22 protein-coding genes are annotated in these 23,619 nt (G+C 53.0%); 15 read left to right on the forward strand and 7 right to left on the reverse strand.

What is annotated here, in order from left to right; all coding sequences use genetic code 11:
• Positions 1-5 precede the first annotated feature (5 nt).
• The 9 genes from F822_RS04475 (at position 6) to F822_RS04510 (ending at position 10,476) form a co-directional block, all read left to right on the forward strand.
• Positions 6-425: a DNA polymerase III subunit chi gene (locus F822_RS04475; RefSeq protein WP_025040232.1), complete on the forward strand. Its 420-nt coding sequence runs from the start codon at positions 6-8 to the stop codon at positions 423-425.
• Between the two features lie 98 nt (positions 426-523).
• Positions 524-901 carry a hypothetical protein gene (locus tag F822_RS04480; protein ID WP_025040233.1) on the forward strand — a complete coding sequence of 126 codons (378 nt, stop codon included), beginning with the start codon at positions 524-526 and terminating at the stop codon, positions 899-901.
• Between the two features lie 154 nt (positions 902-1,055).
• Positions 1,056-3,881 (forward strand): valine--tRNA ligase, encoded by a 2,826-nt coding sequence (locus F822_RS04485; RefSeq protein WP_025040234.1) that lies wholly within the window; start codon positions 1,056-1,058, stop codon positions 3,879-3,881.
• A gap of 192 nt (positions 3,882-4,073) precedes the next feature.
• The gene (adk, locus tag F822_RS04490; RefSeq protein WP_025040235.1) at positions 4,074-4,727 is read left to right on the forward strand and encodes an adenylate kinase; all 654 of its coding nucleotides are present in this window, start codon (positions 4,074-4,076) and stop codon (positions 4,725-4,727) included.
• 190 nt (positions 4,728-4,917) lie between these two features.
• A complete protein-coding gene (locus tag F822_RS15185) occupies positions 4,918-5,061 on the forward strand; it encodes a hypothetical protein (protein WP_156304339.1) in 144 nt (47 codons plus the stop codon).
• A gap of 13 nt (positions 5,062-5,074) precedes the next feature.
• Complete coding sequence (locus F822_RS04495) at positions 5,075-6,334, forward strand: 6-phosphofructokinase (RefSeq protein WP_025040236.1); 1,260 nt, start codon at positions 5,075-5,077, stop codon at positions 6,332-6,334.
• Positions 6,335-6,406: 72 nt separating this feature from the next.
• Entirely contained in the window at positions 6,407-8,443 is a 2,037-nt protein-coding gene (locus F822_RS04500; RefSeq protein WP_025040237.1) for a sodium-translocating pyrophosphatase, read from the forward strand.
• A 217-nt stretch (positions 8,444-8,660) separates the two neighbouring features.
• Positions 8,661-9,068 carry a GlcG/HbpS family heme-binding protein gene (locus F822_RS04505; RefSeq protein WP_025040239.1) on the forward strand — a complete coding sequence of 136 codons (408 nt, stop codon included), beginning with the start codon at positions 8,661-8,663 and terminating at the stop codon, positions 9,066-9,068.
• A 349-nt stretch (positions 9,069-9,417) separates the two neighbouring features.
• A complete protein-coding gene (locus F822_RS04510) occupies positions 9,418-10,476 on the forward strand; it encodes an AI-2E family transporter (protein ID WP_025040240.1) in 1,059 nt (352 codons plus the stop codon).
• A gap of 103 nt (positions 10,477-10,579) precedes the next feature.
• Here F822_RS04510 and F822_RS04515 read toward each other — a convergent pair whose 3' ends face one another.
• On the reverse strand, positions 10,580-11,404 hold the full coding sequence (locus tag F822_RS04515; protein ID WP_025040241.1) for an SDR family NAD(P)-dependent oxidoreductase: 825 nt from the start codon (positions 11,402-11,404) through the stop codon (positions 10,580-10,582).
• A gap of 173 nt (positions 11,405-11,577) precedes the next feature.
• Here F822_RS04515 and F822_RS04520 point away from each other — a divergent pair, with 173 nt between their 5' ends.
• Positions 11,578-12,276, forward strand: coding sequence for an SDR family oxidoreductase (locus F822_RS04520; protein ID WP_025040242.1), 699 nt, complete (start codon positions 11,578-11,580; stop codon positions 12,274-12,276).
• A gap of 132 nt (positions 12,277-12,408) precedes the next feature.
• Here F822_RS04520 and F822_RS04525 read toward each other — a convergent pair whose 3' ends face one another.
• Both F822_RS04525 and F822_RS04530 read right to left on the reverse strand, forming a co-directional pair.
• Positions 12,409-12,729 carry a heavy metal-binding domain-containing protein gene (locus F822_RS04525; RefSeq protein WP_025040243.1) on the reverse strand — a complete coding sequence of 107 codons (321 nt, stop codon included), beginning with the start codon at positions 12,727-12,729 and terminating at the stop codon, positions 12,409-12,411.
• 83 nt (positions 12,730-12,812) lie between these two features.
• The gene (locus tag F822_RS04530; RefSeq protein WP_025040244.1) at positions 12,813-13,157 is read right to left on the reverse strand and encodes a hypothetical protein; all 345 of its coding nucleotides are present in this window, start codon (positions 13,155-13,157) and stop codon (positions 12,813-12,815) included.
• 330 nt (positions 13,158-13,487) lie between these two features.
• On the opposite strand from F822_RS04530, the gene F822_RS04535 reads away from it, so the two are divergent.
• The 3 genes from F822_RS04535 to F822_RS04545 all read left to right on the forward strand — a co-directional run bounded on the left by F822_RS04535 (position 13,488) and on the right by F822_RS04545 (position 17,263).
• Entirely contained in the window at positions 13,488-14,474 is a 987-nt protein-coding gene (locus F822_RS04535) for a Fe(3+) ABC transporter substrate-binding protein (protein WP_036575227.1), read from the forward strand.
• Positions 14,475-14,612: 138 nt separating this feature from the next.
• Positions 14,613-16,172, forward strand: coding sequence for an ABC transporter permease (locus F822_RS04540; protein ID WP_231623618.1), 1,560 nt, complete (start codon positions 14,613-14,615; stop codon positions 16,170-16,172).
• 14 nt (positions 16,173-16,186) lie between these two features.
• The gene (locus tag F822_RS04545; protein ID WP_025040247.1) at positions 16,187-17,263 is read left to right on the forward strand and encodes an ABC transporter ATP-binding protein; all 1,077 of its coding nucleotides are present in this window, start codon (positions 16,187-16,189) and stop codon (positions 17,261-17,263) included.
• A 118-nt stretch (positions 17,264-17,381) separates the two neighbouring features.
• Here the strand turns inward: F822_RS04545 and F822_RS04550 are convergent, their stop codons facing one another.
• The 3 genes from F822_RS04550 to F822_RS04560 all read right to left on the reverse strand — a co-directional run bounded on the left by F822_RS04550 (position 17,382) and on the right by F822_RS04560 (position 20,156).
• Positions 17,382-17,771: a hypothetical protein gene (locus F822_RS04550; RefSeq protein ID WP_231623568.1), complete on the reverse strand. Its 390-nt coding sequence runs from the start codon at positions 17,769-17,771 to the stop codon at positions 17,382-17,384.
• 285 nt (positions 17,772-18,056) lie between these two features.
• Positions 18,057-18,713, reverse strand: a complete 657-nt coding sequence (locus tag F822_RS04555; protein WP_025040249.1) for a response regulator transcription factor — start codon at positions 18,711-18,713, stop codon at positions 18,057-18,059.
• A gap of 12 nt (positions 18,714-18,725) precedes the next feature.
• A complete protein-coding gene (locus F822_RS04560; protein WP_025040250.1) occupies positions 18,726-20,156 on the reverse strand; it encodes a sensor histidine kinase in 1,431 nt (476 codons plus the stop codon).
• Positions 20,157-20,662: 506 nt separating this feature from the next.
• Between F822_RS04560 and F822_RS04565 the strand changes: the two genes are divergently transcribed.
• Positions 20,663-21,322, forward strand: a complete 660-nt coding sequence (locus F822_RS04565) for a thiopurine S-methyltransferase (protein ID WP_025040251.1) — start codon at positions 20,663-20,665, stop codon at positions 21,320-21,322.
• Between the two features lie 470 nt (positions 21,323-21,792).
• Entirely contained in the window at positions 21,793-22,578 is a 786-nt protein-coding gene (locus F822_RS04570; protein WP_156304340.1) for a GNAT family N-acetyltransferase, read from the forward strand.
• A 65-nt stretch (positions 22,579-22,643) separates the two neighbouring features.
• Here F822_RS04570 and F822_RS04575 read toward each other — a convergent pair whose 3' ends face one another.
• Positions 22,644-23,612: a glycosyltransferase family 2 protein gene (locus tag F822_RS04575; RefSeq protein ID WP_025040253.1), complete on the reverse strand. Its 969-nt coding sequence runs from the start codon at positions 23,610-23,612 to the stop codon at positions 22,644-22,646.
• Between the last annotated feature and the right edge of the window lie 7 nt (positions 23,613-23,619).

The following is a 23,619-nucleotide window of genomic DNA, read 5'->3' on the forward strand; positions in this document are numbered from 1 at the left end:
CTGGCATGACCGAGATCGACTTCTACTCCGGCAGCGAGGATAAACTTCATACCGCTTGCCGTCTCGTCGCCAAAGCGTTGCAGAAAGGCTTCAAGGTAATGATTTATACGACCGATACAACAATGATCGAGCGGCTGGATAAACTTCTATGGACTTTTTCTTCAATCGATTTTATTCCTCACTGCCGTGCTGACGACAAGCTGGCCGATGTCACACCGGTCATACTTGGCTACGCCGCGAATCTTCCACACGATGATGTCCTGCTCAACCTGGATGTTGAAAATCCTTCGTTCTTCAGCCGCTTCCGGCGTTTGATCGAAATCGCCGGCACCGCGCCGGAAGATACGCAAGCGGCGCGAAAACGCTATCGCTTCTACCAGGATCGGGGATATGAAATTCGCCATCATAAGCTTGGAGCGGTATAGTTAAACTAGGTAGAGTTGCGAATATATCCTGCATCCTTCCCTCTCGCGGATACTCCTATTTCCCACCATTCCACCTATTCACGAATGCCGGCACTTCCATGACAGACAGCAGCGATGAAACGACGCCAGAAGCTGATTACAACGAAATTCTGAGCAAGCTCGAAGCGTTGCTGCGCAAGCACCAGGGCAACCCATCGGCTTCAGCCTCGGTTGAAACGGATGGCAAAGCCGAGGCTTTTCATAGTGCTGCTCACGGAACTGCATTAGAGCAGAGACCGTTGATAGCGGTAGACGAGATACCAACACTTACTGAAATAGTATATCTGGCACCTGAAACACTGTCGCCTCAGCCTGATATTACATCGCTGCTGGAGCAAATTCTGGATGCCGCGCTCGGGGATGCGAAGGTCGACCTGCATGCCGATGCGAGAAAAATATTGGTTCAGTCGCTGGAATCCCGCTTATTCGGACTTTGAGCGGCTTTCGGCTTCTGGCCCCACCCGCGCATCCGCTTAGCCTCATTCTGGCCGGCCACCGCTTCAGGATAAACATCACCCGACGATAAGCGTCGCTGTTTGCGTCCGCACCTTCCGTTATAATTCCCGGTTTCCCGCCTCCCCGTCAACATCCATGGAACTCGAAAAAAGCTTCAATCCCCGTACCATCGAAAACCGCTGGTACTCGCAATGGGAATCCGCCGGCTATTTCAAATCCATGTCCGATGGAACGCCTGCCGGGGCAGGGGCGATTTCCGCCTACTGTATTATGCTGCCCCCGCCCAACGTAACCGGCACACTGCACATGGGCCACGCTTTCCAGCATACCTTGATGGATGCGCTTTCACGTTATCACCGCATGTGCGGGGAAAACACGCTATGGCAGCCGGGCACGGATCACGCCGGGATTGCAACGCAAATTGTGGTGGAACGCCAACTGGACCAGCAGAATATCAATCGCCGCGACCTGGGGCGGGAAGAATTCATCGAGCGCGTATGGCAATGGAAAACGGAATCCGGCTCCACCATCGGTCGCCAAATGCGGCGGCTGGGTGCCTCCTGCGACTGGTCGCGCGAACGCTTCACCATGGACACAGGATTATCCCGAGCCGTTACTGAAGCTTTCGTCCGGCTTTATCGCGATGGCCTCATCTATCGGGGCAAAAGGCTGGTAAATTGGGATCCGGTGCTGCAGACCGCGGTTTCCGATCTGGAAGTGATATCCGTAGAGGAGGAAGGATCTCTCTGGCATATTCTCTATCCACTCGAAAAGGACGGGGAAATAGCTCTGGACGACACAGAGCCGGCAAGAATCATTGTCGCCACGACACGTCCCGAAACCATGCTGGGCGATATGGCGGTCGCCGTGCATCCGGACGACCTCCGTTATCGCCACCTGATCGGTCGCCACGTGCGCCTTCCATTATGTGAGCGAAGCATTCCCATCATCGCCGACACGTATGTCGATCCGGAATTTGGTACCGGCTGCTTGAAAATTACCCCCGCACATGATTTCAATGACTACCAGGTCGGGAAGCGGCACAAGCTCGTTCCGCTCGGTATCCTCACGCTGGACGGAAAAATCAATGAATTGGCGCCTGCGCAGTATCAGGGCATGGACCGTTCGGATGCTCGCAAAAAAATCATTTCCGATCTGGAAGAACAAGGTTTTCTGATCGAGACCAAGCCGCACAAACTGATGGTGCCCCGCGGAGACCGAACCCACGCGGTCATCGAGCCAATGCTCACCGACCAATGGTATGTGGCGATGGATAATCTGGCCAAAGCCGGGCTGAAAGTGGTAGCGAGCGGTGAGATCGGTTTTATTCCGGAAAACTGGAGTCATGTATACAACCAATGGCTTGAAAACATCCAGGACTGGTGTATTTCGCGTCAATTGTGGTGGGGACACCGAATTCCGGCCTGGTATGACGAGGATAACAACATCTTTGTCGCGCACAGCCTGGAGGAAGCACGGCGGCTGGCTGGCGAACGCAAGCTCACCCAGGACGAGGATGTGCTCGATACCTGGTTTTCATCGGCGCTATGGCCATTCTCCACCTTGGGCTGGCCTGCAGAAACACCCGAACTCCAGACTTTTCTGCCGACGTCGGTTCTGATCACGGGTTTCGACATCATTTTTTTCTGGGTGGCGCGCATGGTGATGATGTCGCTGTATTTCACCGGTAAAGTGCCGTTCCGGGAGGTGTATATAACCGGGCTGATACGCGATGCGGAAGGTCATAAGATGAGCAAGTCCAAGGGCAACGTGCTGGACCCGCTGGATCTCATCGACGGCATCGCGCTACCGGACCTGATCTCAAAACGCACCACGGGTCTCATGAACCCCGCACAGGCGGAATCCATCGAAAAAATCACGCGCAAGCATTTCCCTGCAGGCATTCCCGCGTTCGGTACCGATGCACTGCGCTTTACGTTTGCCAGTCTCGCGTCTCATGGCCGTGATATAAAGTTCGATATGCAGCGCTGCGAGGGCTACCGGAATTTTTGTAACAAGCTGTGGAACGCCAGCCGCTACGTTTTAATGAATTGCGAGGGAAAAGATACGGGTTTAACGGCTGGTTTGACTTCAGCGCTCGATGAAGTGCCGGCATTGGCATATTCCGATGCCGACAGGTGGATCATCAGCCGTTTGCAACTGGCGGAAATCGCGGTCACTCAGGCTTATCGCGATTACCGCTTCGACATGGCGGCACGGGAAATCTATGAATTGGTCTGGGATGAGTATTGTGACTGGTATCTGGAGTTTGCCAAGGTACAGTTGAATGACGGCAGCGCTGCTGCACAGCGCGCCACCCGCCGCACGCTGGCGCGCGTATTGGAGACAATATTACGGTTGGCACATCCCATTATTCCCTTTATTACCGAAGAGTTGTGGCAGAACATCGCGCCGCTGACCGGCAAGCAAGGCGCGAGCATCATGCTGCAGCCCTATCCGAAAGCCGACCCCGGGAAGATCAGCGAAGATGCAATCGGCCGGATAGCCGCACTCAAGGAAATGATCAACGCCTGCCGGACTTTACGCGGCGAAATGAATCTGTCTCCAGCATCGAGGGTTCCCCTGCTGGCTGCAGGAGATGAGCAAACGCTCGCTGAATTTGTTCCTTACCTGATGGCGCTGGCTAAACTCTCAAGCGTCGAAATCGTGCGCGGCGACTTGCCCCACGCCGATGCGCCGGTTGCAATCGTGGGCGAATTTCGATTGATGCTTAAAATCGAAGTGGATATAGTGGCCGAGCGCGAACGGCTGGCTCGGGAAATTGGCCGCATCGAAGGGGAAGTCGCCAAGGCGGAGAGCAAACTGGCCAATAACAGCTTCATCGAGCGTGCCCCCGCCAAGGTGGTAGAGCAGGAAAAAAACAGGCTTGGCAATTTTTGCGCAACGCTGGTGAAGCTGAAAGAGCAGTTGCTGAAGCTGGATAGCTTGCCGACCCCGTGAATGGATTTCAGATTTTGCCGGCGGCACGCCCGATGAAGCAGGAAGAATATATTGAAGCTTCTCGATTCATAAAATTGAAGCAAAAAGTTCGAGCCTCATGCTCGGCTGCGCTATACTTACCGGAAATAATGAAGAAATACCTCTAGCTCCGCCTTATAAGGTGGAGATCATGGAAAGAGATAAGGGGAAATAATCATAATTGTTCTATTAGGCGGCCCCGGCGCGGGAAAAGGGACGCAGGCCAATTACATCAAGGAACATTTCGGCATTCCCCAGATATCCACGGGCGACATGCTCCGCGCGGCAGTCAGGGCGGGTACCGAACTGGGTACCATGGCCAAGAAAATCATGGATGAGGGTGGGCTGGTTTCCGATGACATTATTATCGGTCTGGTCAAAGCGCGCATCGCACAGCCCGATTGCGTAAAAGGTTTCCTCTTCGACGGTTTTCCCCGCACCATTCCCCAAGCGGATGCAATGAAGGCCGCCGGCGTACCCATCAATTTTGTGATCGAAATTTACGTGCCTGACGAAGAGATCATCAGGCGCTTGTCGGGCCGGCGCATGCATCCCGCCTCGGGCCGTATTTATCACGTGATATTCAATCCACCCGCCAGGGATGAGAGAGACGATGTAACCGGCGAACCGCTGATACAGCGCGACGACGATAAAGAGTGCACCGTGAGAAAGCGGCTGGAAACCTATCATGCCCAGACCGAGCCATTGGTGGAATACTATGCCAAATGGTCAGTCAGCGGCGGAAGAGGTGCCCCCAAGTACGTCAAGATAGCGGGGGTAGGATCGGTGGAAAATATCCGCGATGCCATTTTTGCTTCACTGAAATAAACCTCGATCAAGACTCTTGGCGGACTTGAGCTTTATGATATCACCGCCGTTTAATCCGTGAACAACAACACAGCAGCAGCCTTAACAAGCTGCAGCCTGATGCATCGTTGCGCGGCCAGGACGGTAGCACCAGCAGCCTGTTGGACTTGAAGAATCGTAGCGAAAAAAAGTGACTAGGTGGGGGCGGATTTTGAAGATCAATATTCTATTGGTCGAAAAATCAGCGAAATATGAACCGCCAAGCGCTTTTGCAGCCGATTTCCTTCAAGTCAGACAGGCTGCCAAGGCAGCAAACGCATCGGCGCAATGCGCAGCAGAAAAAATTTTAGAATAATCAGGGGAAAATCATGGTTGCAAAAAATGCTTTTTATGCTCAATCCGGCGGTGTCACCGCTGTCATCAACGCCTCGGCCGCTGGCCTTATCGAAGCCGCCCGCCAGCAACAAGAGAAGATAGGCACGGTTTATGCGGGCCGTAACGGCATCATCGGTGCCCTGACTGAAGATCTGATCGATACCAGCAAGGATTCCGCTTCGGCAATCAGCGCCCTGCGCCACACCCCCTCGGGAGCATTCGGCTCTTGCCGTTACAAATTGAAGAGCCTCGAACAAAACCGGCGTGAGTATGAACGATTGATCGAGGTGTTCAAGGCACATGACATTGGCTACTTTTTTTATAATGGCGGCGGTGATTCCGCCGACACCTGCCTCAAGGTCTCGCAACTCGCCGATACCCTGGGCTATCCCATCCAGGCTATTCATGTACCGAAAACGGTGGATAACGACCTTCCCATTACAGACTGCTGCCCCGGCTACGGCTCGGTGGCAAAATATATCGCCGTATCCACGCTCGAGGCCAGCTTTGATGTCGCCAGCATGTCAAAGACATCGACGAAGGTATTCGTGCTGGAAGTGATGGGACGCCATGCCGGATGGATCGCGGCGGCGGGCGGCCTGGCATCCAGTGTCGACCGTGAAATCCCGGTTGTCATTCTCTTTCCCGAGATTCCCTTCGATAAAGCAAAATTTATCGCCAAGGTGGATAGCAATGTCAAAAAATTCGGCTACTGCTCGGTAGTGGTATCCGAGGGCGTAAAAGGGGAAGACGGCAAATTCCTTTCCGACCAGGGCATACGTGACGCTTTCGGTCACGCTCAACTGGGCGGCGTTGCCCCTGTTGTGGCAAATATTGTCAGAGAGGAGCTCGGCCTTAAATACCATTGGGCAGTAGCGGATTATCTGCAACGTGCCGCACGTCATATCGCCTCGAAAACCGATGTAGAGCAGGCTTACGCGATGGGCAAGGCAGCGGTGGAATTCGCCGTCAATGGACATAACGCCGTAATGCCTACCATAGAGCGTGTTTCCAACCAGCCCTATGAGTGGAAGGTGGGCATGGCGCAACTCTCCGAAGTTGCCAACGTCGAGAAAATGATGCCCGAGGATTTCATCAGCGAGGATGGCTTCGGCATCACCGACAAATGCAGAGAATATCTGGTGCCCCTTATCCAGGGAGAGGATTACCCCCCTTATAAGGATGGCCTACCGGACTACGTACGACTGAAGAATGTAGCAGTTGCAAAAAAACTGGGTGACTTTACGATCTAAATCCTTCAAGTTTAACGGGGGATTGAGAACGCTGAGTGTTTTCAAGCAGTCCGACTTTAACTGGAGATTTAAATGGCTACTGGTTTAATCATCGCGATTGCTTGTGCGATGGCTGCGCTACTATACGGAGTGGTTTCGATAAAGTGGATTGTCGCGTTGCCGACAGGTAACGAACGCATGCGGGAGATTGCCACTGCCATTCAAGAGGGCGCTTCCGCATACCTGAATCGGCAATACACGACCATAAGTATCGTTGGGGTGATTCTACTGGTAGCCATTTTTCTGGCATTGGGCTGGAAAACCGCAGTCGGGTTTTTCATCGGTGCTTTTTTGTCGGGTCTGACAGGCTATATCGGCATGAACGTTTCGGTGCGAGCCAATGTCCGTACCGCAGAAGCTGCAAGGGAGGGACTCAATGCGGCGCTGAACGTGGCGTTCAGAGGCGGCGCGATAACCGGCATGCTCGTGGTGGGTCTGGGCTTGATGGGCGTGGCCGGCTACTATGCCTTCCTTACCGCCGGCTTGGGCACCAATGCATCGGATGCGACTCACGCTTTGGTAGGTCTGGCTTTCGGTAGCTCGCTGATCTCCATCTTCGCCCGTCTCGGCGGCGGTATTTTCACTAAAGGCGCCGACGTAGGCGCCGATCTGGTGGGCAAGGTCGAAGCCGGCATTCCCGAGGACGATCCACGCAACCCGGCAGTCATTGCCGACAACGTGGGCGACAATGTCGGCGACTGCGCGGGGATGGCAGCCGATCTGTTCGAGACATACGCCGTGACCATTATCGCCACCATGCTGTTGGGTGGGTTGGTGATCACGGATGCCGGTCCCAATGCGGTTCTCTACCCGCTGGTACTGGGCGGATTTTCCATTATCGCTTCCATCATCGGTTGTTACTTCGTCAAGGCACGCGAGGGCGGAAAGATCATGAACGCGCTTTATCGCGGCCTCTCGGTTGCCGGTGTGCTGGCGGCGGTCGCCTTTTATCCCATCACGACGACGATGCTGGGCGACGGAGTGATGATTGACGGCAAGCTGGTTTCATCAATGAATCTATATCTTGCCGGGCTTGTAGGTCTGGTGCTGACTGCCGCCATGGTGTGGATCACCGAGTACTACACCTCTACCGAATATGGGCCGGTACAGCATATCGCGGAAGCCTCCAGCACCGGCCACGGAACCAACGTAATCGCCGGGCTGGGTGTGTCCATGAAATCGACCGCCGCTCCGGTACTTGCCGTCTGCGTCTCCATCTGGTGCGCCCAGGAGCTGGCGGGGCTTTATGGCATCGCCATCGCCGCCACCTCCATGCTGTCGATGGCGGGCATCATCGTGGCGCTCGACGCATACGGGCCGATTACCGACAATGCCGGCGGAATTGCGGAAATGGCTGGTTTGCCATCGGAGATACGCGACATCACCGACCCGCTGGATGCGGTAGGAAACACTACCAAGGCGGTAACGAAAGGCTACGCCATCGGCTCTGCCGGTTTGGCCGCGCTGGTATTGTTCGCCGATTACACTCACGCACTTTCCACCGGCGGCAAGCTCGTGAGTTTTGATTTATCCGATCACATGGTAATCATCGGCTTGTTCCTTGGCGGCATGGTGCCATACCTGTTCGGCGCCATGGCGATGGAGGCTGTTGGACGGGCTGCCGGTTCGGTGGTGGTGGAAGTGCGCCGCCAGTTCAGGGAAATTCCCGGGATCATGGAAGGTACCGCGAAGCCGGACTATTCCAGAGCAGTAGACATGGTAACGAAGGCTGCCATCAAGGAAATGATTATCCCCTCGTTGCTGCCCGTGGCGGTGCCCCTGCTCGTCGGCCTCCTGCTTGGTCCCGTCGCCTTGGGTGGTGTGCTGATTGGCGCCATTATCACGGGTATTTTTGTAGCGATTTCCATGACTGCCGGTGGCGGAGCCTGGGATAACGCCAAAAAATACATTGAGGACGGCCACTTTGGCGGCAAGGGTTCGGAAGCGCATAAAGCGGCCGTGACCGGCGATACTGTAGGCGACCCTTACAAAGACACCGCAGGGCCCGCGATCAACCCGCTCATCAAGATCATGAACATTGTTGCCTTATTGATTGTCCCGCTGTTATGAGCCTTTTATTCGCAGACAAGGCACGCCGAGAAACTATGGCGTGCTTTTTTTTGTGCACCAAAGCTCACATACTGCTCTTTCAAACTTTCCAGATTCTCGGATGTTATATATTCTGCGAGGAATATCATGAACTTCGTCACTTCAAGCTTGACCCGGAGCCCGATCCAGGCCGGCAATGACACATTCACACAATTACTTACCTACCGGATTAATAATCATGAATAATAAGATCGCCCTCACGCTCGATGACGCCAAAATCATTGCCGCCGCATCGGAAGCGGAGGCCAGACGCAATAACTGGCCGGTGGTGATCGCAATCGTTGATGATGGGGCTCACCTGGTTTACCTGCTGCGCCTCGACAACACCCAGTTCGGCAGCGTTGATGTCGCAATTCAGAAGGCCTGCGCTGCGATTGCATTTCGACGTCCCACCAAAGTGTGGGAAGAACACGTCACTGACGGACGCCTGCGTTATCTCGGCCTGCCTGGAACCCTGCCGATCGAAGGTGGCTTACCCATCATAGTGGATGGCCAGTTCATCGGCGCAATAGGAGTGAGCGGTGTGAGATCTCATGAGGATGCACAAATTGCACAGGCGGGATTGAATGCAATGCTAAAAAGCTGATATGTTGATCGTCGAACTCGGTAGCCCGATATTAAACCGTCACCTGTCCACCTCATGGTCAATTCAAACGGAAGACGCTGTCATGAGTACATTCCACGCCTGTTATGAGCGCTTCAGTCCTTGTTACCGGACAGGTATTTAGCCAAACATTCCCACGCACATCTGTATGCCCGAAACGCTCTTCAGGGCACTTCCCGACGAAGCCACCAACATGGCCATAGCCGTGCCCTGAGCACAGGTCGACTGCATAAACCTGGTCTCATTTTTTCAACATCACTATCTATCCCGGAGCTGAGTTAAGATACGATTCGGCCTGCAAATATATTCTTTACCTGACCATCTGGATTATATGAATACTGTGGAGCTCCAACAAAAAACTTTCCTGCTCCTACTGGTTTTTGTCACCGTGGCATTCGGGTGGATTCTCTTGCCTTTCTATGGCGCAGTATTTTGGGGCTCGGTTCTTGCCATCATCTTTACACCGTTTCATCGCCGATTGCTGGCCGTCATGAACCAGCGGCAGAATCTTGCCGCGCTCACCACCCTCCTGCTCTGCCTGATCATAGTGATTCTTCCGGTTACGATAATGACGATTTCGCTGCTGCAGGAAGGAGCGCTCGTCTACCAAGGAATCCGGTCTGGACAGCTTAATTTCGGCGCTTATTTTCAGCAGATCATGGGGGCCATGCCACCGTGGGTCATCCACTTGCTGGATCGGCTTGGGCTCACCAATATTTCCGAGCTGCAGGATATGCTATCGACCGGCGCTTTGCAGGGTAGTCAATTTATCGCAATGCACGCTCTCAGTATCGGTCAGAATGCCTTCGAATTCGTCATCAGCTTTGGCATTATGCTGTATCTGCTGTTTTTCCTGCTGCGCGACGGCGCCGCCCTCTCCATCAGGATCAAACATGCAATGCCCCTCAGCATGGAGCACAAGCGGCATCTGTTCAGCAAGTTCACTACGGTTATTCGCGCCACCGTAAAGGGCAACGTTGTTGTCGCCGCGGCGCAAGGCACGCTGGGGGGAATAATGTTTTCGTTCCTCGGCATTCAAGGGGCCTTGCTATGGGGTTTTGTGATGGCCTTCCTTTCCCTGTTGCCCGCAGTCGGGGCCGGGCTGATCTGGATGCCGGTAGCGATCTATTTTCTGTTTACCGGAGCTGTTTGGCAGGGCGTCACCCTCATCGCTTTCGGTGTGCTCGTGATCGGGCTCGTGGATAACATCTTGCGCCCCATACTCGTCGGCAGGGATACCAAAATACCCGATTATGTGATTCTTATCTCGACGCTGGGAGGCATGGTCCTTTTCGGTCTTAACGGCTTCGTTATCGGACCGGTAATTGCAGCCCTCTTCATCGCGGCGTGGGATCTCTTTTCTTCATCGAAAGAAGCACCGACGGACTGACGGCGCGAACTGGCCGACAGCAAGCCGTCCTGTTAAAACGCGCAGGTAAGGAAGCTAGCGATCGAATGAGTCGATAGTTCCGGTCTTCGAATCGCCCAGGCCGTTACCGCCTGGAGAATCTCATCTGTAGCCGGACCGTCCAGGCAAAGATGCGACCACCCAGCAGCCACCTGGCTATTACCGAGATTCTGGAATCGAAGGGGAGTGCATGTCTTACCGGTGGAACCGAAGACGTGACGGCATCGAGCACCGCCTTAGCGATAATTTCCGGACCGGGCGCCCTGGGTTCGCCAACCAGAAGGTTATGCACGCCGTCGAGAAGTTTCTTGTAGGCTGGCGGATGCGCAACGGTCTTTAATAACCTTAGCTGGTTGGGAACAAACTCCGTCTTTATCAAGCCAGGCGCAATGAGCACAACTTTGATCCCGAATCCCATCACCTCGCCACGCAGAGCATCGGTTAGCGCTTCAATGGCATACTTGGTAGCCGCATACCAACCAAAACCGGGCACCGATATTCTGCTCAGTGCCGAAACAATATTGACTATCGATCCCGATTTCTGCTCCCGCATATGGGGGAGGACTGCTTGCATAAACCGTGCATAGCCGAAAACATTAACTTCGAACTGCCGATGGGCAGCCTCCATCGAAACACATTCGATAGCGCCCAACTGACAGAGTGCCGCGTTGTTGACCAGCACATCGATACGCCCCTTGGTCGATATAATGTGATTCACTGCACAGTTAATGCCTTCTTCATTGGTCACATCCAGTTCTATCGGCTCAATGCGATCAGAACGAATCTCTTCCAGCCTGTACAAGCGCCGCGCCACGGCAAATACATAATAACCATTTTGAGCAAGAAGCTCGGCCGCAGCCCTTCCAATACCGCTGGATGCACCCGTTACCAATGCGATCCGCTGAGTCATGTCGTCGCTCCTTTTATATTGCCATTCGTTTCGTTTTTTATACATAATGAGCGAGTACGCAAATCAAACGGCGGTATCTCGTTATCTGGGATATTCGCTCACCGATATTTCTTTATAGCACCGGGCAGCGCGGTATATTTCCGTTAGACCGGCAGGCGCATGAGGAGAGAAATATGAAAACTGCATTAATCACAGGGGCCAACCGCGGGATCGGATTGGAATTTTGCAGGCAGTATGCCGCAGAGAACTGGCGCATTTTAGCTTGCACTCGTCATCCGGAAAAATCAGATGCGCTTGATACGCTGGCCGCCGGCTATCCTGGGCAGGTTACCGTACATACGCTCGATGTTGCTGATCATGCGCAAATCGAGGGATTGGCGCAATCGTTAGCTGGCGAGCCGATCGATCTGCTTCTCAACAACGCGGGAATTTATACGGGCCCTCATGCAGGCGCTTTCGATAGTATCGATTATGAGGCCTGGGCCCATGAATTTCGTGTCAATACCATGGCAACGCTCAAGATGGCCCAGGCATTCAACTCGCATGTTGCCGGAAGCAGTCAAAAAATGATCGTGACCATCAGCAGCAAGATGGGCAGCATTGCGGAGAACGACAGCGGCGGCAGCTACCTGTACCGGTCCAGCAAGGCAGCCGTAAATATGGTTATCAAAAGCCTTGCCATCGACCTGAAAACAGTGGGAATCATTGCAGTGGTATTGCATCCCGGATGGGTGCAGACCGATATGGGCGGCAAGAATGCGCTCATATCCACGGCAAAAAGCGTGTCCGGCATGCGGCATGTCATCAGCGGCCTCACGTTGACGGATTCAGGTAAATTCATCGCCTATGATGGCAAGCCGATTCCGTGGTAAGTGCTCGCTCTCCGCAGCAGCAGCCGCTGCCATTCGATATGATCTTGTCGGTCCGGATGTTGGCTCGTGAGCCCGCCTCCGACTCTCGTCGATAGCGGCTTGATCAATTCGGAGAGTGCGCTTTAGCAGCCCTTATTCTACGACTACCGCCGTCCCGCTAGCCGAAACCATCAGCATTCCATTTTCCTTGCCCATTATCTCGTAATCGATATCGATGCCGATTACCGCGTTTGCACCGAGGTCCTGTGCTCGCCGCTGTAGCTCGTCAAGCGCGATTTCCCTCGCGCGCTGCAATTCTTTTTCATAGGTTGCGGAGCGTCCTCCCACGAGGTCACGGATTCCGGCAAAAAGGTCTTTAAACAAATTGGCGCCGAGGATCGCTTCGCCGGCGATGACTCCGCAGTATTTCGTAATGCGCTTTCCCTCAATGCTCGGGGTAGTGGTAAGTTGCATAAGCCTCCCATTGACGTTCTTCAATAAAATAAGTAACAAGCCATAGCGGGCTACCTGTACCGCTTATCCATGGCAAGGCACTGTTACTGCGGCGCAGCAGGTTTGGGTCTTTTACGAAGCTTCTTCAGAGGGCGCTTTCCTTGCGTACCGTCACGGGACTTGAACTGATCGGGTGTCGGCATCCCCTTGCGCCGCACGTTTCGCTCAGCCGAAGAGTTGCGCTCCGAGGCGTTTCGTTCCGAAGCGTTTCGCTCTGCGTTGTGCCGCTCCGAGGTGCCCCGCTCGGAAGTCATAGCGCGATTGGCAGGAGTAAGCGTAATCTCAAGCTCGTTGATCTCATCCCATTCAGCTTCGGTACGTTGTCTTTCCGGAATAGCAAGAAGCTCTTGCAGGCGAATATTAGGCGGACTCGGCTGTAGTTTATCCATAGTATATTTAATGCGATGCTCTACTGATAATTATTATCATTTATAATGGTATTTGGTTGATCTCACTGTTGATATCCGGAGTAAATAATAATGTTAAATACCTGGTTAAAAAAATATCTGAACAAGACTCGCATGCAGCGCTTGGCTGGTAACTCTACCGGAAGAATCGGGAAGACGACAAGGCCCGCAACATACGCTTGTACGACGATGCCACGGCCGGAAATCACAATGCAGGGAGCGCCCGCTTTTCCCGACACAATACATTATAGGTCGCCGTCGCGCCTTGGTGGGGAAACTCGGAGGCTTATTCCGCGAGTCTTCAATCAATATATTACTGCAATATTTTGCTTTGCCATTTTCTTTGGCCCCAGCGCATCTCACGCGGAGCAGGTAGTAGTCTATTCCGCTCGGATCGAACAGCTCATCAAACCAATGTTCGACGCTTTCACTAAAGATACCGGCATCAATGTAAAATTCGTCACTGACAAAGAAGGCCCGTTGCTGGCGCGCCTCAAGGCGGAAGGGAAAAACACACCTGCCGACATGCTGATCACCTCGGATGCGGGCAATTTGTGGGAGGCCGCCCAGGAAGGACTGTTGAGGCCCGTCGAGTCAAAAACGCTCCAGGCAAATGTTCCCGCCTACCTCCATGATCCCCGGAATCAGTGGTTCGGCCTATCCGTGCGGGCACGCACTATCATATATAACACACAGAAAGTAAAGCCTTCGGATCTTTCTACCTACGAAGCGCTGGCTGAACCTCAATGGAAAGGACGGTTGTGCCTGCGCACTTCCAAGAAAGTATACAACCAGTCGCTGGTCGCGATGATGATCGCTGAGCATGGCGCGGCCAGGACCGAAGAAATTATCAAAGGCTGGGTCGCCAATCTCGCTATCGACCCTCTATCCGACGAAACCAAGGCAATGGAATTCGTCGCCGCAGGGCGATGCGATGTCACAATAGCCAACAGCTATTACTATGGCCGCCTGATGCAAAAAAATCCGGCATTGCCACTTGCGATTTTCTGGCCTAACCAGGAAGGCAGCGGCGTTCACGTCAATATCTCGGGGGCAGGGATTACAAAATACGCGCATAACGTACCGGCTGCAACCAGATTGCTCGAATTTCTGTCATCCGAAGAAGCCCAGAATCTCTTTGCCGACGTGAATATGGAATACCCGGTCAATCCCAGGGTAAAACCCGACCCGGCTGTCGCCGCCTGGGGCACCTTCAAGCAGAATACGATAAACGTAACCACAGCCGGGGAATTGCAGGCAGAGGCGGTAAAACTGATGGATCGCGCGGGCTATCGATAAGGCGTCAAGGATGTGAGAGATGAAACGCTTAGCTCAGCGGAGGCTGATTCAGGCACGAAAAATGGGTTTTTAAGCGCCTCAAGCTCCGCCTACCGGACCTCAAACGGCTGGCGTCTAATCCCCTTTCTGGTAGCTGCAGTGGTGCTCGTGCCAGTTGGTACGGTCATCTCGTCCTTGTTCGTGCCGGCGGGCGATGTCTGGCAACATCTGGTAGAAACGACACTGGCCGGCTTGCTGGTCAATACGTTCTGGCTCGCAGTGGGCGTGGCCGCAGGTTCCGCGCTATTGGGAGTAAGCCTGGCCTGGTTTACTGCGGTGTGCGAGTTCCCCGGCCGTAAATTCTTTTCGTGGGCATTATTGCTGCCGCTTGCCATTCCCGCATATGTTACCGCGTTCGTGGCTTTGGGCCTGTTCGATTACATCGGCCCGGTGCAAACGGCGCTACGCACCTGGCTGGGGCCCGATCTATTCTGGTTTCCGGATATACGCAGCAGGCTGGGCGTTATCATTGTCATGGTTCTGGCGTTTTATCCTTACGTCTATTTGCTGGCGCGAAATGCGTTTCTTACTCAAGGGAAACGCTCGCTGGAGGTTGCCCAGTCGTTAGGCTTTAATCGCACACAAGGATTTTTCAAATTGGCGTTGCCGATGGCGCGCCCGTGGATTGCAGGCGGAACAATGCTGGCGCTGATGGAAACGCTTGCCGATTTCGGTACGGTAGCGGTCTTCAATTACGACACCTTCACCACTGCTATTTATAAAGCCTGGTTTGCCATGTTTTCCCTGACCGCGGCTTCTCAACTCGCCTCCCTGCTGATCGTTATCGTTTTTGCCGTGATAATCGTGGAGCAGCAATTTCGTTCACGCATGCGCTATGCCGAAACCAGGCAAAGTGCGAAGGCGATCCCCATCCCGCTTACCGGCTGGCGCGCATGGCTGATCTCAGGATTTGCGTCAGGCACGCTTTTTTTTGCGTTCCTGTTACCCGTCATGCAACTGGGCATTTGGGCAGTGGCCGTTGTCGAACGTGATTTCGACCAGCGTTACCTGGAATTTCTCTGGCACTCGCTGCTATTATCCGCTTTTGCCGCCCTGCTCACCTGCACCGTTGCGCTGCTCATGGTCTACGCTGCACGACGCTGCCCGGACTCCGCCACTCGTGGCGCAGTGCACATTTCCACTATTGGATATGCTCTGCCCGGCGCCGTTCTCGCGGTTGGAATTTTCATCCCCATAGCCTGGCTGGATGGCTGGCTGAGCGAAATGGCCATGCAGCTATTTCATATAGAAACCGGCTTGCTCATCCAGGGCACCCTCGTCACGATGCTGATTGCCTATATGACGCGTTTTCTCGCGGTCAGCCACAGCCCCATAGACAGTGCCATGCAGCGTGTAACCGGCAGCATCGATGAGGCCGCCATGGGGCTTGGTTTAAGCGGATGGGCGACACTTTGCCGCGTACACTTGCCCATTCTGAAGGGTGGCATATTCACCGCCGCTGCGCTGGTATTCGTGGATGTCATGAAAGAGATGCCCATCACGTTGATGACCCGGCCTTTCGGCTGGGATACCCTCTCGGTGCGGATTTTCGAAATGACGACGGAAGGCCAATGGGAGCAGGCCGCGTTACCTGCCGTGACGCTGGTATTGGCGGGCCTGCTTCCCCTGATATTTTTTATGCGGCAAACCGAAAGTTGATTTGAGCGACTGCCATGAATACGCTGCTTGAGCTCAAAAATATCCGGCATGCCTATGGCCGGCAAACAGTGGTGAACGACTTATCGCTCGCGCTAAAAAAAGGTGCAATCGGCTGCCTGCTGGGACCGAGCGGGTGCGGCAAGACAACGGTATTGCGATGTATCGCCGGGTTTGAGTCCATCTCGGCCGGCGAGATTACACTCAATGGCGTAGTGATAAGTAACGCGGATTTTAGCTTGCCGCCGGAACGGCGACACATCGGCATGGTGTTTCAGGATTATGCATTATTTCCTCACCTGACCGTTCAGGCCAATGTTGGTTTTGGCCTGCACCGCATGCAAAAAACGGAGCGTGCGGCACGTACCGCTGAAATGCTCAAAACCGTAGGTCTTGCTGATGTGGCGGACAAGTATCCACACCAGCTTTCGGGCGGCCAGCAGCAACGCGTCGCCCTGGCGAGAGCACTTGCGCCAAAGCCTGACTTACTGTTGCTGGATGAGCCTTTCTCCAATCTGGATGTGACGCTGCGTGGCCGCTTGAGCCTGGAGGTGCGCGACATTCTCAAGAGCCAGAATGCTACCGCCATTTTGGTAACGCATGACCAGGACGAGGCTTTTGCCATAGCGGATGAAATCGGCGTCATGCACCAGGGCGAAATCCAGCAATGGGATACCGGCTACAACCTCTATCACAGGCCCGCCAACCGGTTCGTTGCAAATTTCATCGGCCAGGGTGTTTTTCTCCCCGGCAAAATACTGGATCCACATCACGTGGAAATCGAGCTGGGGACTCTGGCAGGAGAGGTGCCGCATCAATGCATGCCGGACTGCCAACTATGCCGCGAGGGAAATCCCGTGGATGTGCTCATACGACCGGATGATATTGTGCACGATGACGCAAGCCCCCTTCAAGCCGCCGTGATGCACAAGGCTTTCCGTGGCGCCGACATCATGTATACGCTGCGCCTGCCCGGCGGTGGCATCGCCCTATCACTGGTACCGAGCCACCATAACCATGCAATAGGCGAAAAAATCGGTATCAAACTGGAGGCGGATCACGTTGTGGCATTCAGCCAATCTGCATCCAGCTGAAGCCTCAACGCACTCGCGTCAATCACTTACCGGTTCCTGCAGCACTCAAGCGAAACGCGCATCATATATTCCCTGATTCAGCGTGTACCCCACCTTCTTATAAGGAATTGCCGAAACTTCAAATCTGCTCATTGGGATCAGATTCGACCTTGGCGTTATTCTCGTGGTTTCGCTCCTGCCGTTTTTCCGCCGGGGTGGCGTGATCGCGCGGGGCAAGTTCTGACGCCATTTGCCGGTGAAAAGCAGCCAGCTTTATGTCTTCCTCGGCGGTTCGCTCATATTTGTGCAGCAAAGCCGAAGTATGCGATTGCTTATCTTGTGCCTGCCTGCCATAAAGGTAGCTTTTTTCTTCATAATGCTGAAGCAGTTTCTTTTGCTCCTCCGCTTTTCTCAGCATCTCTTTGGCGGTATTTTGATATTGCTTTGCCAGTTTTTCGTGATCAGCATAAGTTTTCGCACTCTTTCCAGCCCTGTTGATATTGTCATTCTGCGCTTCGAGAGGACTCATTTGCGCGCAGGAGGCCAACAAACCAAGGGCAGACAAGATCGCAACGAATGTTCCTGATTTTGTTTTCACGATGGGACCCGGGTAGGATGAAAGTGGCTTCATGCTAACTCGGTTCACGCTACTGAATATATTGGGGAAACCCTGTTTTTTTTCTAAGGGAAACCTTTATGCAACTTTATATGGCGGAAGTGGCTGATATAAATGTTGATAGTACGATGCAGTTCTAAAGAAGACCGGACGAAAAACATCCGGACAATCTGACGTAAAACTTGAGGGCAATGCCTGCTATTGCGGTTCGGAAATCCAGTGGGTGGCATAACGTATCAAATCCGCGCCGTCTTTCAAGTTTAATTTGGTACGGATGTGGAAGCGATGCGTTTCGATAGTTTTAATACTGCGGCTAAGCAACCGGGCAATTTCCTGACTGCTATGCCCGGATCCGATCAAGTGCAGCACCTCAAACTCGCTCGGGGTCAGACTGTTGACCAACGGTTCAGACTCCGAATTTCCGGTCACCACCCGATTCAACAGCCTGGCATACATGGGCTTGCTCAGATAAATATTTCCCTTTAACACCTCGCGGATAGCAGTTATCAGCACTTCACCCGGCTCCTGCTTCATCACGTAGCCACGCGCGCCTGCCCGCAAAGCGCGTTCCGCATACACGCCTTCGTCGTGCATGGAGACGACGAGTACGGGCAATGTCGGCATCGAAATATGTATGCTTTTTATGACCTCAAAACCGGAGAGGGTCTTGAGAGATACATCCATTAAAACGATATCGACGTGATGCCCCGCTTTGAGGGCGGCAAGCGCTTCTTCGCCGTCGCCCGCTTCACCCGATACCTCCATGTCCGGCTCGAGATTGATGAGCATTGCCATGCCATGCCGCAACATGGCGTGATCGTCCACCAGCATTACTCGTGCTTTCAAGGCTGACATATCAGGAAACTCCTACACCATTCGCATTGCGAGCCGCACTTCCATTCCTCCTTCCGGGTGCGACAGGAATTCCAACCTCGCGCCAAGCTGCCGGGCACGATATTGCATAATTTTAATGCCCATTCCCGGGGTTGCGCCGTATTTTTTTTTGGAATCGGCAAAACCACTGCCGTCATCGCGGATCGACAGGTGGAGCATTCCCTCCTCTGAAAACAGCAAAATTGTCACTTGCCGCGCGCAGCCGTGCCGTATCGCATTATTGGTGGCTTCCTGGGCAATCCGGTAAAGATTAAGTGCAAAATTCTTATCCTCGATAACGACTTCACTTTTGCATACGAAATCACATGTAATCTTATAGGTAATTGCGATTCTCGATGCAAATGCCCGCAATGCGCCCATGAGGCCATTTGTCTCCAGTTCAAATGGAAGCAATCCCTGTGCAAGCTGCTTGCATTGCATTACGGCAACCTGCGCTTGGGTGGCAATGGAGGCAGCAATCGTCGCCGCATCCCCACTTCCCGACGCGGATATTCTTTTCTCCAATGCCTTGGCTTGATAACCAATCGCCGCAATCTGCTGCCCAAGATTGTCGTGCAATTCCTGTCCGATCGAACGCTGATGTTCTTCCGCTATGGAAACCAGTGTCTGTTCCAGACGTTTGCGCTCAAGCCATCTCTCCAGATCAGTCGCGACCGCATCGATGAGCCGCTGCTCTTCCGGCACCAGGAATGGCTTGTCTTCCGGATAGAAAACACGCAACTGGCCGCAGAGCTCGTTGTTGGCGTTAATCTCCGAATGCAGTGCGTGCTTACCGCCCTGGCCGTGATTGTCAGAAGTGAAGCGCCTGCCATCGAGTTCGATCATGGCGGTAGCGATTTCCGGGAATTGCATGGCGGGTATCAGGTGCTCGAAAATCTGCTGGCAGACGTTATCTACCGATAATTCCAGCCCCATACCTCGGCGAATCTCATAGAGACAGGTGATTTCCTTCAGGCGCTCGCTCAGCGCCTCATCGATCTGTTTCCGCTCAAACCACCTCTCCAGATCAGTCGCGACCGCGTCGATGAGCCGCTGCTCCTCCGGCACCAGGAATCGCGTGTCTTCCGGATAGAAAACACGCAGTTGGCCGCAGAGCTCGTTGTTGGCGTTAATCTTCGAGTGCAGTTCGTGCTTACGGCCCGGGCCGTGATTATCAGAAGCGAAGCGCCTGCCATCGAGTTCGATCACGGCGGTAGCGATTTCCGGGAATTGCATGGCGGGTATCAGGTGCTCAAAAATCTGCTGGCAGACATTATCCACCGATAGTTCCGGCCCCATACCACGGCGAATTTCGTAGAGACAGGTAATTTCTTTCAGACGCTCGCGCAGCGCCTGACCTGCATTTGCATGCTCATCAATGGGATGCTGGGCCGCATCCACGTGTCTTTTATCCTGGCTGGTCATTAAAGGCTTTCATCATTCGATCAATTCAATCTACCGTTTCGCCCGTCCATGAAATGAACTTGAATATTCCGCTTAGTTTATATCAGTCATACGCTTCAGGTGAGTCCATCGCTATACCGCGTGGGGAATCCCGAAAATGTACTCATGCGCGCGGATGACATCGCGCATGATGACGCCAGGCTCCTTCAAGCCTCGTCTGCAAAAGACTTTCCACGTCACCGACATCATGTGCGTGCGTCCAGCACCGGCCCAGCGGTGGCACGGCGCTGCCGCCGATACCCAATTATCATAATCACGCGATAGGCAAAAAAATCGGTATCATGTCGGAGGCGGATCGGTCGTGGCATTCGGTCAACCTGCACCATGATTGCACAATCATAATCGCAGCGTGAATATTCTGCATATTCAGGAAAGTAACTCGCAGATTAAAGTTACTTTTAATCGACATAATGTGTAAGACAGCAATAAGCGTAGTATTGCGCCGTACGAGTGGTCGGGATATAAAAATGGAAAAAGATTATTGGCTGGAGCGCTGGAAGCGGGAAGAAACCGGTTTTCATCAAAACGAGGTTAATCCGTATTTGTGCCAATACTGGCAGGCGTTGCATCTTGCCGCCGACAGCGAGGTATTCGTGCCGCTGTGCGGCAAAAGCCGCGACATGTTATGGCTAAGTGAACAGGGATATGCGGTGCTAGGGGTGGAAACCAGCGCCGTCGCCGTGCAAGCATTCTTCAAAGAGAACGGCTACATCCCGAATCAAACAAGCGGCGAAAGCTTCGACCGCTACGATGCAAGCGGCGTCCGAATCCTGTGCGGGGATTTTTTTGACCTGAGCAAACACGACCTGGCAAAAACAAACGCAGTATACGATCGCGCATCACTAATCGCGCTGCCGCCGGAAATGCGCGAACGTTATGCAGGTCACCTGTTGAGCATCCTGCCGCCTGCAGCGCAAATCCTGCTGATCACTCTGGACTATCCCCAACAGGAAATGGCGGGCCCACCATTTGCAGTTTCTGCGAACGAAGTCGAAGCGCTCTACCACGAGCGGTTCACGATACGGCTACTGTCGCAATTGGACGTGCTTGCGCAAGAACCACGCTTTGAGGAACGCGGCTTGAACCGGTTACAGGAAAGCATCTTCCTTCTGGCACCGCATAGATAGCGAAACGAGCGGCTTTTCTATCGCCTCTCATTTAATTAAGCCTCGTGTGAAATCCATGTATTTTAGATAAATCGCCGCCATGGAACGCGTCTAATAGCAAAGCTTACCTGCTTAGCATTGGTACCAGCAGGGTAGAGGAGAGACTTCGGCGCTTTCCCCATATCGATCTGCCCGTATCGTATTTTTTCTTCAGCACCTGCATCAATCCTCTCTTACTTTCTGCGGTATCTACTCAAGGTGTACTTCGGTCCAATGGGCAACGCCTTCTAAATTCGGCAAGATGGATGAACCCGTTTTTCTGGCCCATCCTCGGCAATAGCAACTCTCAGCGGGTGGGATGGAATAATCAGCTCAACGGCATGTTTCTTCCACGCGCCAGCTTCGATTTGACCTGCCCCTTTCATTAGCTTCATGATGAATGGATAAATTGACGGCTGTTAATCGATGTAATAATCCAAGAGAAGTGTGAAATGAACAAGTACGTGTCAAAGCTCGATCTCGACCGCTTCGGTTTCGTTACCGTGAAAGCAGAAGGACTCAAATCGATTGAAGATGTAAATGAATGTATTTCCTTCAGCAACAACAATAACGCTGAATTACTCATTGCGAGGCTGGATGCCAGCAGACTTGAAGCAGTTCAGTGGGTTGAAGCATCAGGTGGAATTTTATGCGATACACTTATTTATTATGAACTGCGTTGTCATCACGCAAAAAATTCAGTACGTGCAATTGATAAGGATGACGAAACATTCCAGTTGCGGGAAATGACGGCGCGAGATCAGGAGGCAGTTATTCATATTGCTCGCACCGCCTTTTCGGGATACTACGGCCATTACCATTCGGATTCGCGGCTTGACAGGCGCGATTGCGATGCGACCTATGTTTCATGGTGCGAGGCCACCATCCAAAACAGGGGAGAAGTGAACAAGATAATTATTGCCGAAGATGTTATCGGCATCTGTGGATTTCTTACTATGAAAGTGCATGATGATAGGCAACTCGAATTAGTCTTGAGCGGTGTGGCGAAGCGAGTTGAGGGACGAGGCGTTTATCGCCGCATGATTCGGCAGGGAATAGAATATGCAATCGCCGCCGGGTTTAAAAGAGTTTTTACCTCGACGCAAATAATCAATTTAACCGTTCAGAGGGTGTGGATAACGCAAGGATTTTTTCCCATAAAGTATGAGTATACGTTTCATAAATGGTTTAAGTCCGATATCAAGCTTCAGGCTGTTAATGAGTTCCGTTTTGGCTGATTTTTAGCCAAGCGTTTGCTAACTGATTGAACCTGGGCTACAAATTAAGCTTACCTCTATATAATTCATAACATCTCCCTATTAACCGAATTGTGTAACGGAAAGGTTTCTTCCTTTACCACTGCCAATGGCCGACCCATGCTATTGACGTGCATGCGAGCCAGGTATTCGCCCATGATCCCAAGTGCAAACATCTGTGCTCCGGCAAAAATTGCGATTATGGAGGCAAGAAACGGAAACCCTGCCACGCTGCTGCCATAAAAAAAATAGCCTCCAACAACATACACAAGCAAGCCCATGCCGAACAAAGTGAACAGAAAACCAATCCAGCTCGCGAGTTGAAGTGGGAAAACGCTGTAGCCTGTTACCATATTCAACGTGTGTCTAACCAGCTTGGACAACGTATAGCCAGAAGTACCAACAGTACGCGAATCATGCCGGACCGGGATCGCGGCAAAGCGAGTAGTTCCCCAGGTTAGCAGAACATCGATTGAGACAAAAGGATTGCGGTAATCCGTGAATGCGCCGCGAAGATGCGTTCTGAATACACGAAAGGCGCTGATATGACGGGAGACCTCGGCACCCATTGCGCTTTCAAGCATGCGCTTGGTAACCTGTGAAGCGACATCCCTGAGAACACCATGCTTCTGTTGCATGGGTGTTCCGTAGACAACATCAAATCCCGCAGCCAGCTTGGCTAATAAAGCCGGAATCTCTTCCGGGGGATTTTGGAGGTCGTCATCCATCGTAATGATGACCTCATAACGTGCCACTCGAATCCCGCTTAGAATAGCGTTGTGTTGGCCGTAGTTACGGCTGTGAAGCAGGCCACGAATCCGGTTATCACCCGCGGCTAGAGTCTGAATGACCTGCCAAGTCTGGTCTCCACCGCCATCCTCAACGATAATAACCTCATACTCGGCGTTTATATGTTGAAGTATCTTCCCTAATCGATTACATAATTCAGGCAGCATTTTCCCCGAGCGGAATGCCGGGATAACTACCGATATGGAGGGAGAGTCAAAATCTTGCACAAGCGAC

Source organism: Nitrosospira briensis C-128, assembly GCF_000619905.2.
GTDB lineage: Bacteria > Pseudomonadota > Gammaproteobacteria > Burkholderiales > Nitrosomonadaceae > Nitrosospira > Nitrosospira briensis.

What these genes read in the sequence shown, in the direction of transcription:
- F822_RS04510 (WP_025040240.1), top strand. Translation starts at nt 9,418, where the DNA reads ATGAATACTGTGGAGCTCCAACAAAAAACTTTCCTGCTCCTACTGGTT.
- F822_RS04495 (WP_025040236.1), top strand. Translation starts at nt 5,075, where the DNA reads ATGGTTGCAAAAAATGCTTTTTATGCTCAATCCGGCGGTGTCACCGCT.
- F822_RS04550 (WP_231623568.1), bottom strand. Translation starts at nt 17,771, where the DNA reads ATGAGTCCTCTCGAAGCGCAGAATGACAATATCAACAGGGCTGGAAAG.
- F822_RS04520 (WP_025040242.1), top strand. Translation starts at nt 11,578, where the DNA reads ATGAAAACTGCATTAATCACAGGGGCCAACCGCGGGATCGGATTGGAA.
- F822_RS04515 (WP_025040241.1), bottom strand. Translation starts at nt 11,404, where the DNA reads ATGACTCAGCGGATCGCATTGGTAACGGGTGCATCCAGCGGTATTGGA.
- F822_RS04530 (WP_025040244.1), bottom strand. Translation starts at nt 13,157, where the DNA reads ATGGATAAACTACAGCCGAGTCCGCCTAATATTCGCCTGCAAGAGCTT.
- F822_RS04560 (WP_025040250.1), bottom strand. Translation starts at nt 20,156, where the DNA reads ATGACCAGCCAGGATAAAAGACACGTGGATGCGGCCCAGCATCCCATT.
- F822_RS04525 (WP_025040243.1), bottom strand. Translation starts at nt 12,729, where the DNA reads ATGCAACTTACCACTACCCCGAGCATTGAGGGAAAGCGCATTACGAAA.
- F822_RS04505 (WP_025040239.1), top strand. Translation starts at nt 8,661, where the DNA reads ATGAATAATAAGATCGCCCTCACGCTCGATGACGCCAAAATCATTGCC.
- F822_RS04475 (WP_025040232.1), top strand. Translation starts at nt 6, where the DNA reads ATGACCGAGATCGACTTCTACTCCGGCAGCGAGGATAAACTTCATACC.
- F822_RS04480 (WP_025040233.1), top strand. Translation starts at nt 524, where the DNA reads ATGACAGACAGCAGCGATGAAACGACGCCAGAAGCTGATTACAACGAA.
- F822_RS04545 (WP_025040247.1), top strand. Translation starts at nt 16,187, where the DNA reads ATGAATACGCTGCTTGAGCTCAAAAATATCCGGCATGCCTATGGCCGG.
- F822_RS04500 (WP_025040237.1), top strand. Translation starts at nt 6,407, where the DNA reads ATGGCTACTGGTTTAATCATCGCGATTGCTTGTGCGATGGCTGCGCTA.
- F822_RS04485 (WP_025040234.1), top strand. Translation starts at nt 1,056, where the DNA reads ATGGAACTCGAAAAAAGCTTCAATCCCCGTACCATCGAAAACCGCTGG.
- F822_RS04555 (WP_025040249.1), bottom strand. Translation starts at nt 18,713, where the DNA reads ATGTCAGCCTTGAAAGCACGAGTAATGCTGGTGGACGATCACGCCATG.
- F822_RS04565 (WP_025040251.1), top strand. Translation starts at nt 20,663, where the DNA reads ATGGAAAAAGATTATTGGCTGGAGCGCTGGAAGCGGGAAGAAACCGGT.
- F822_RS04570 (WP_156304340.1), top strand. Translation starts at nt 21,793, where the DNA reads ATGAACAAGTACGTGTCAAAGCTCGATCTCGACCGCTTCGGTTTCGTT.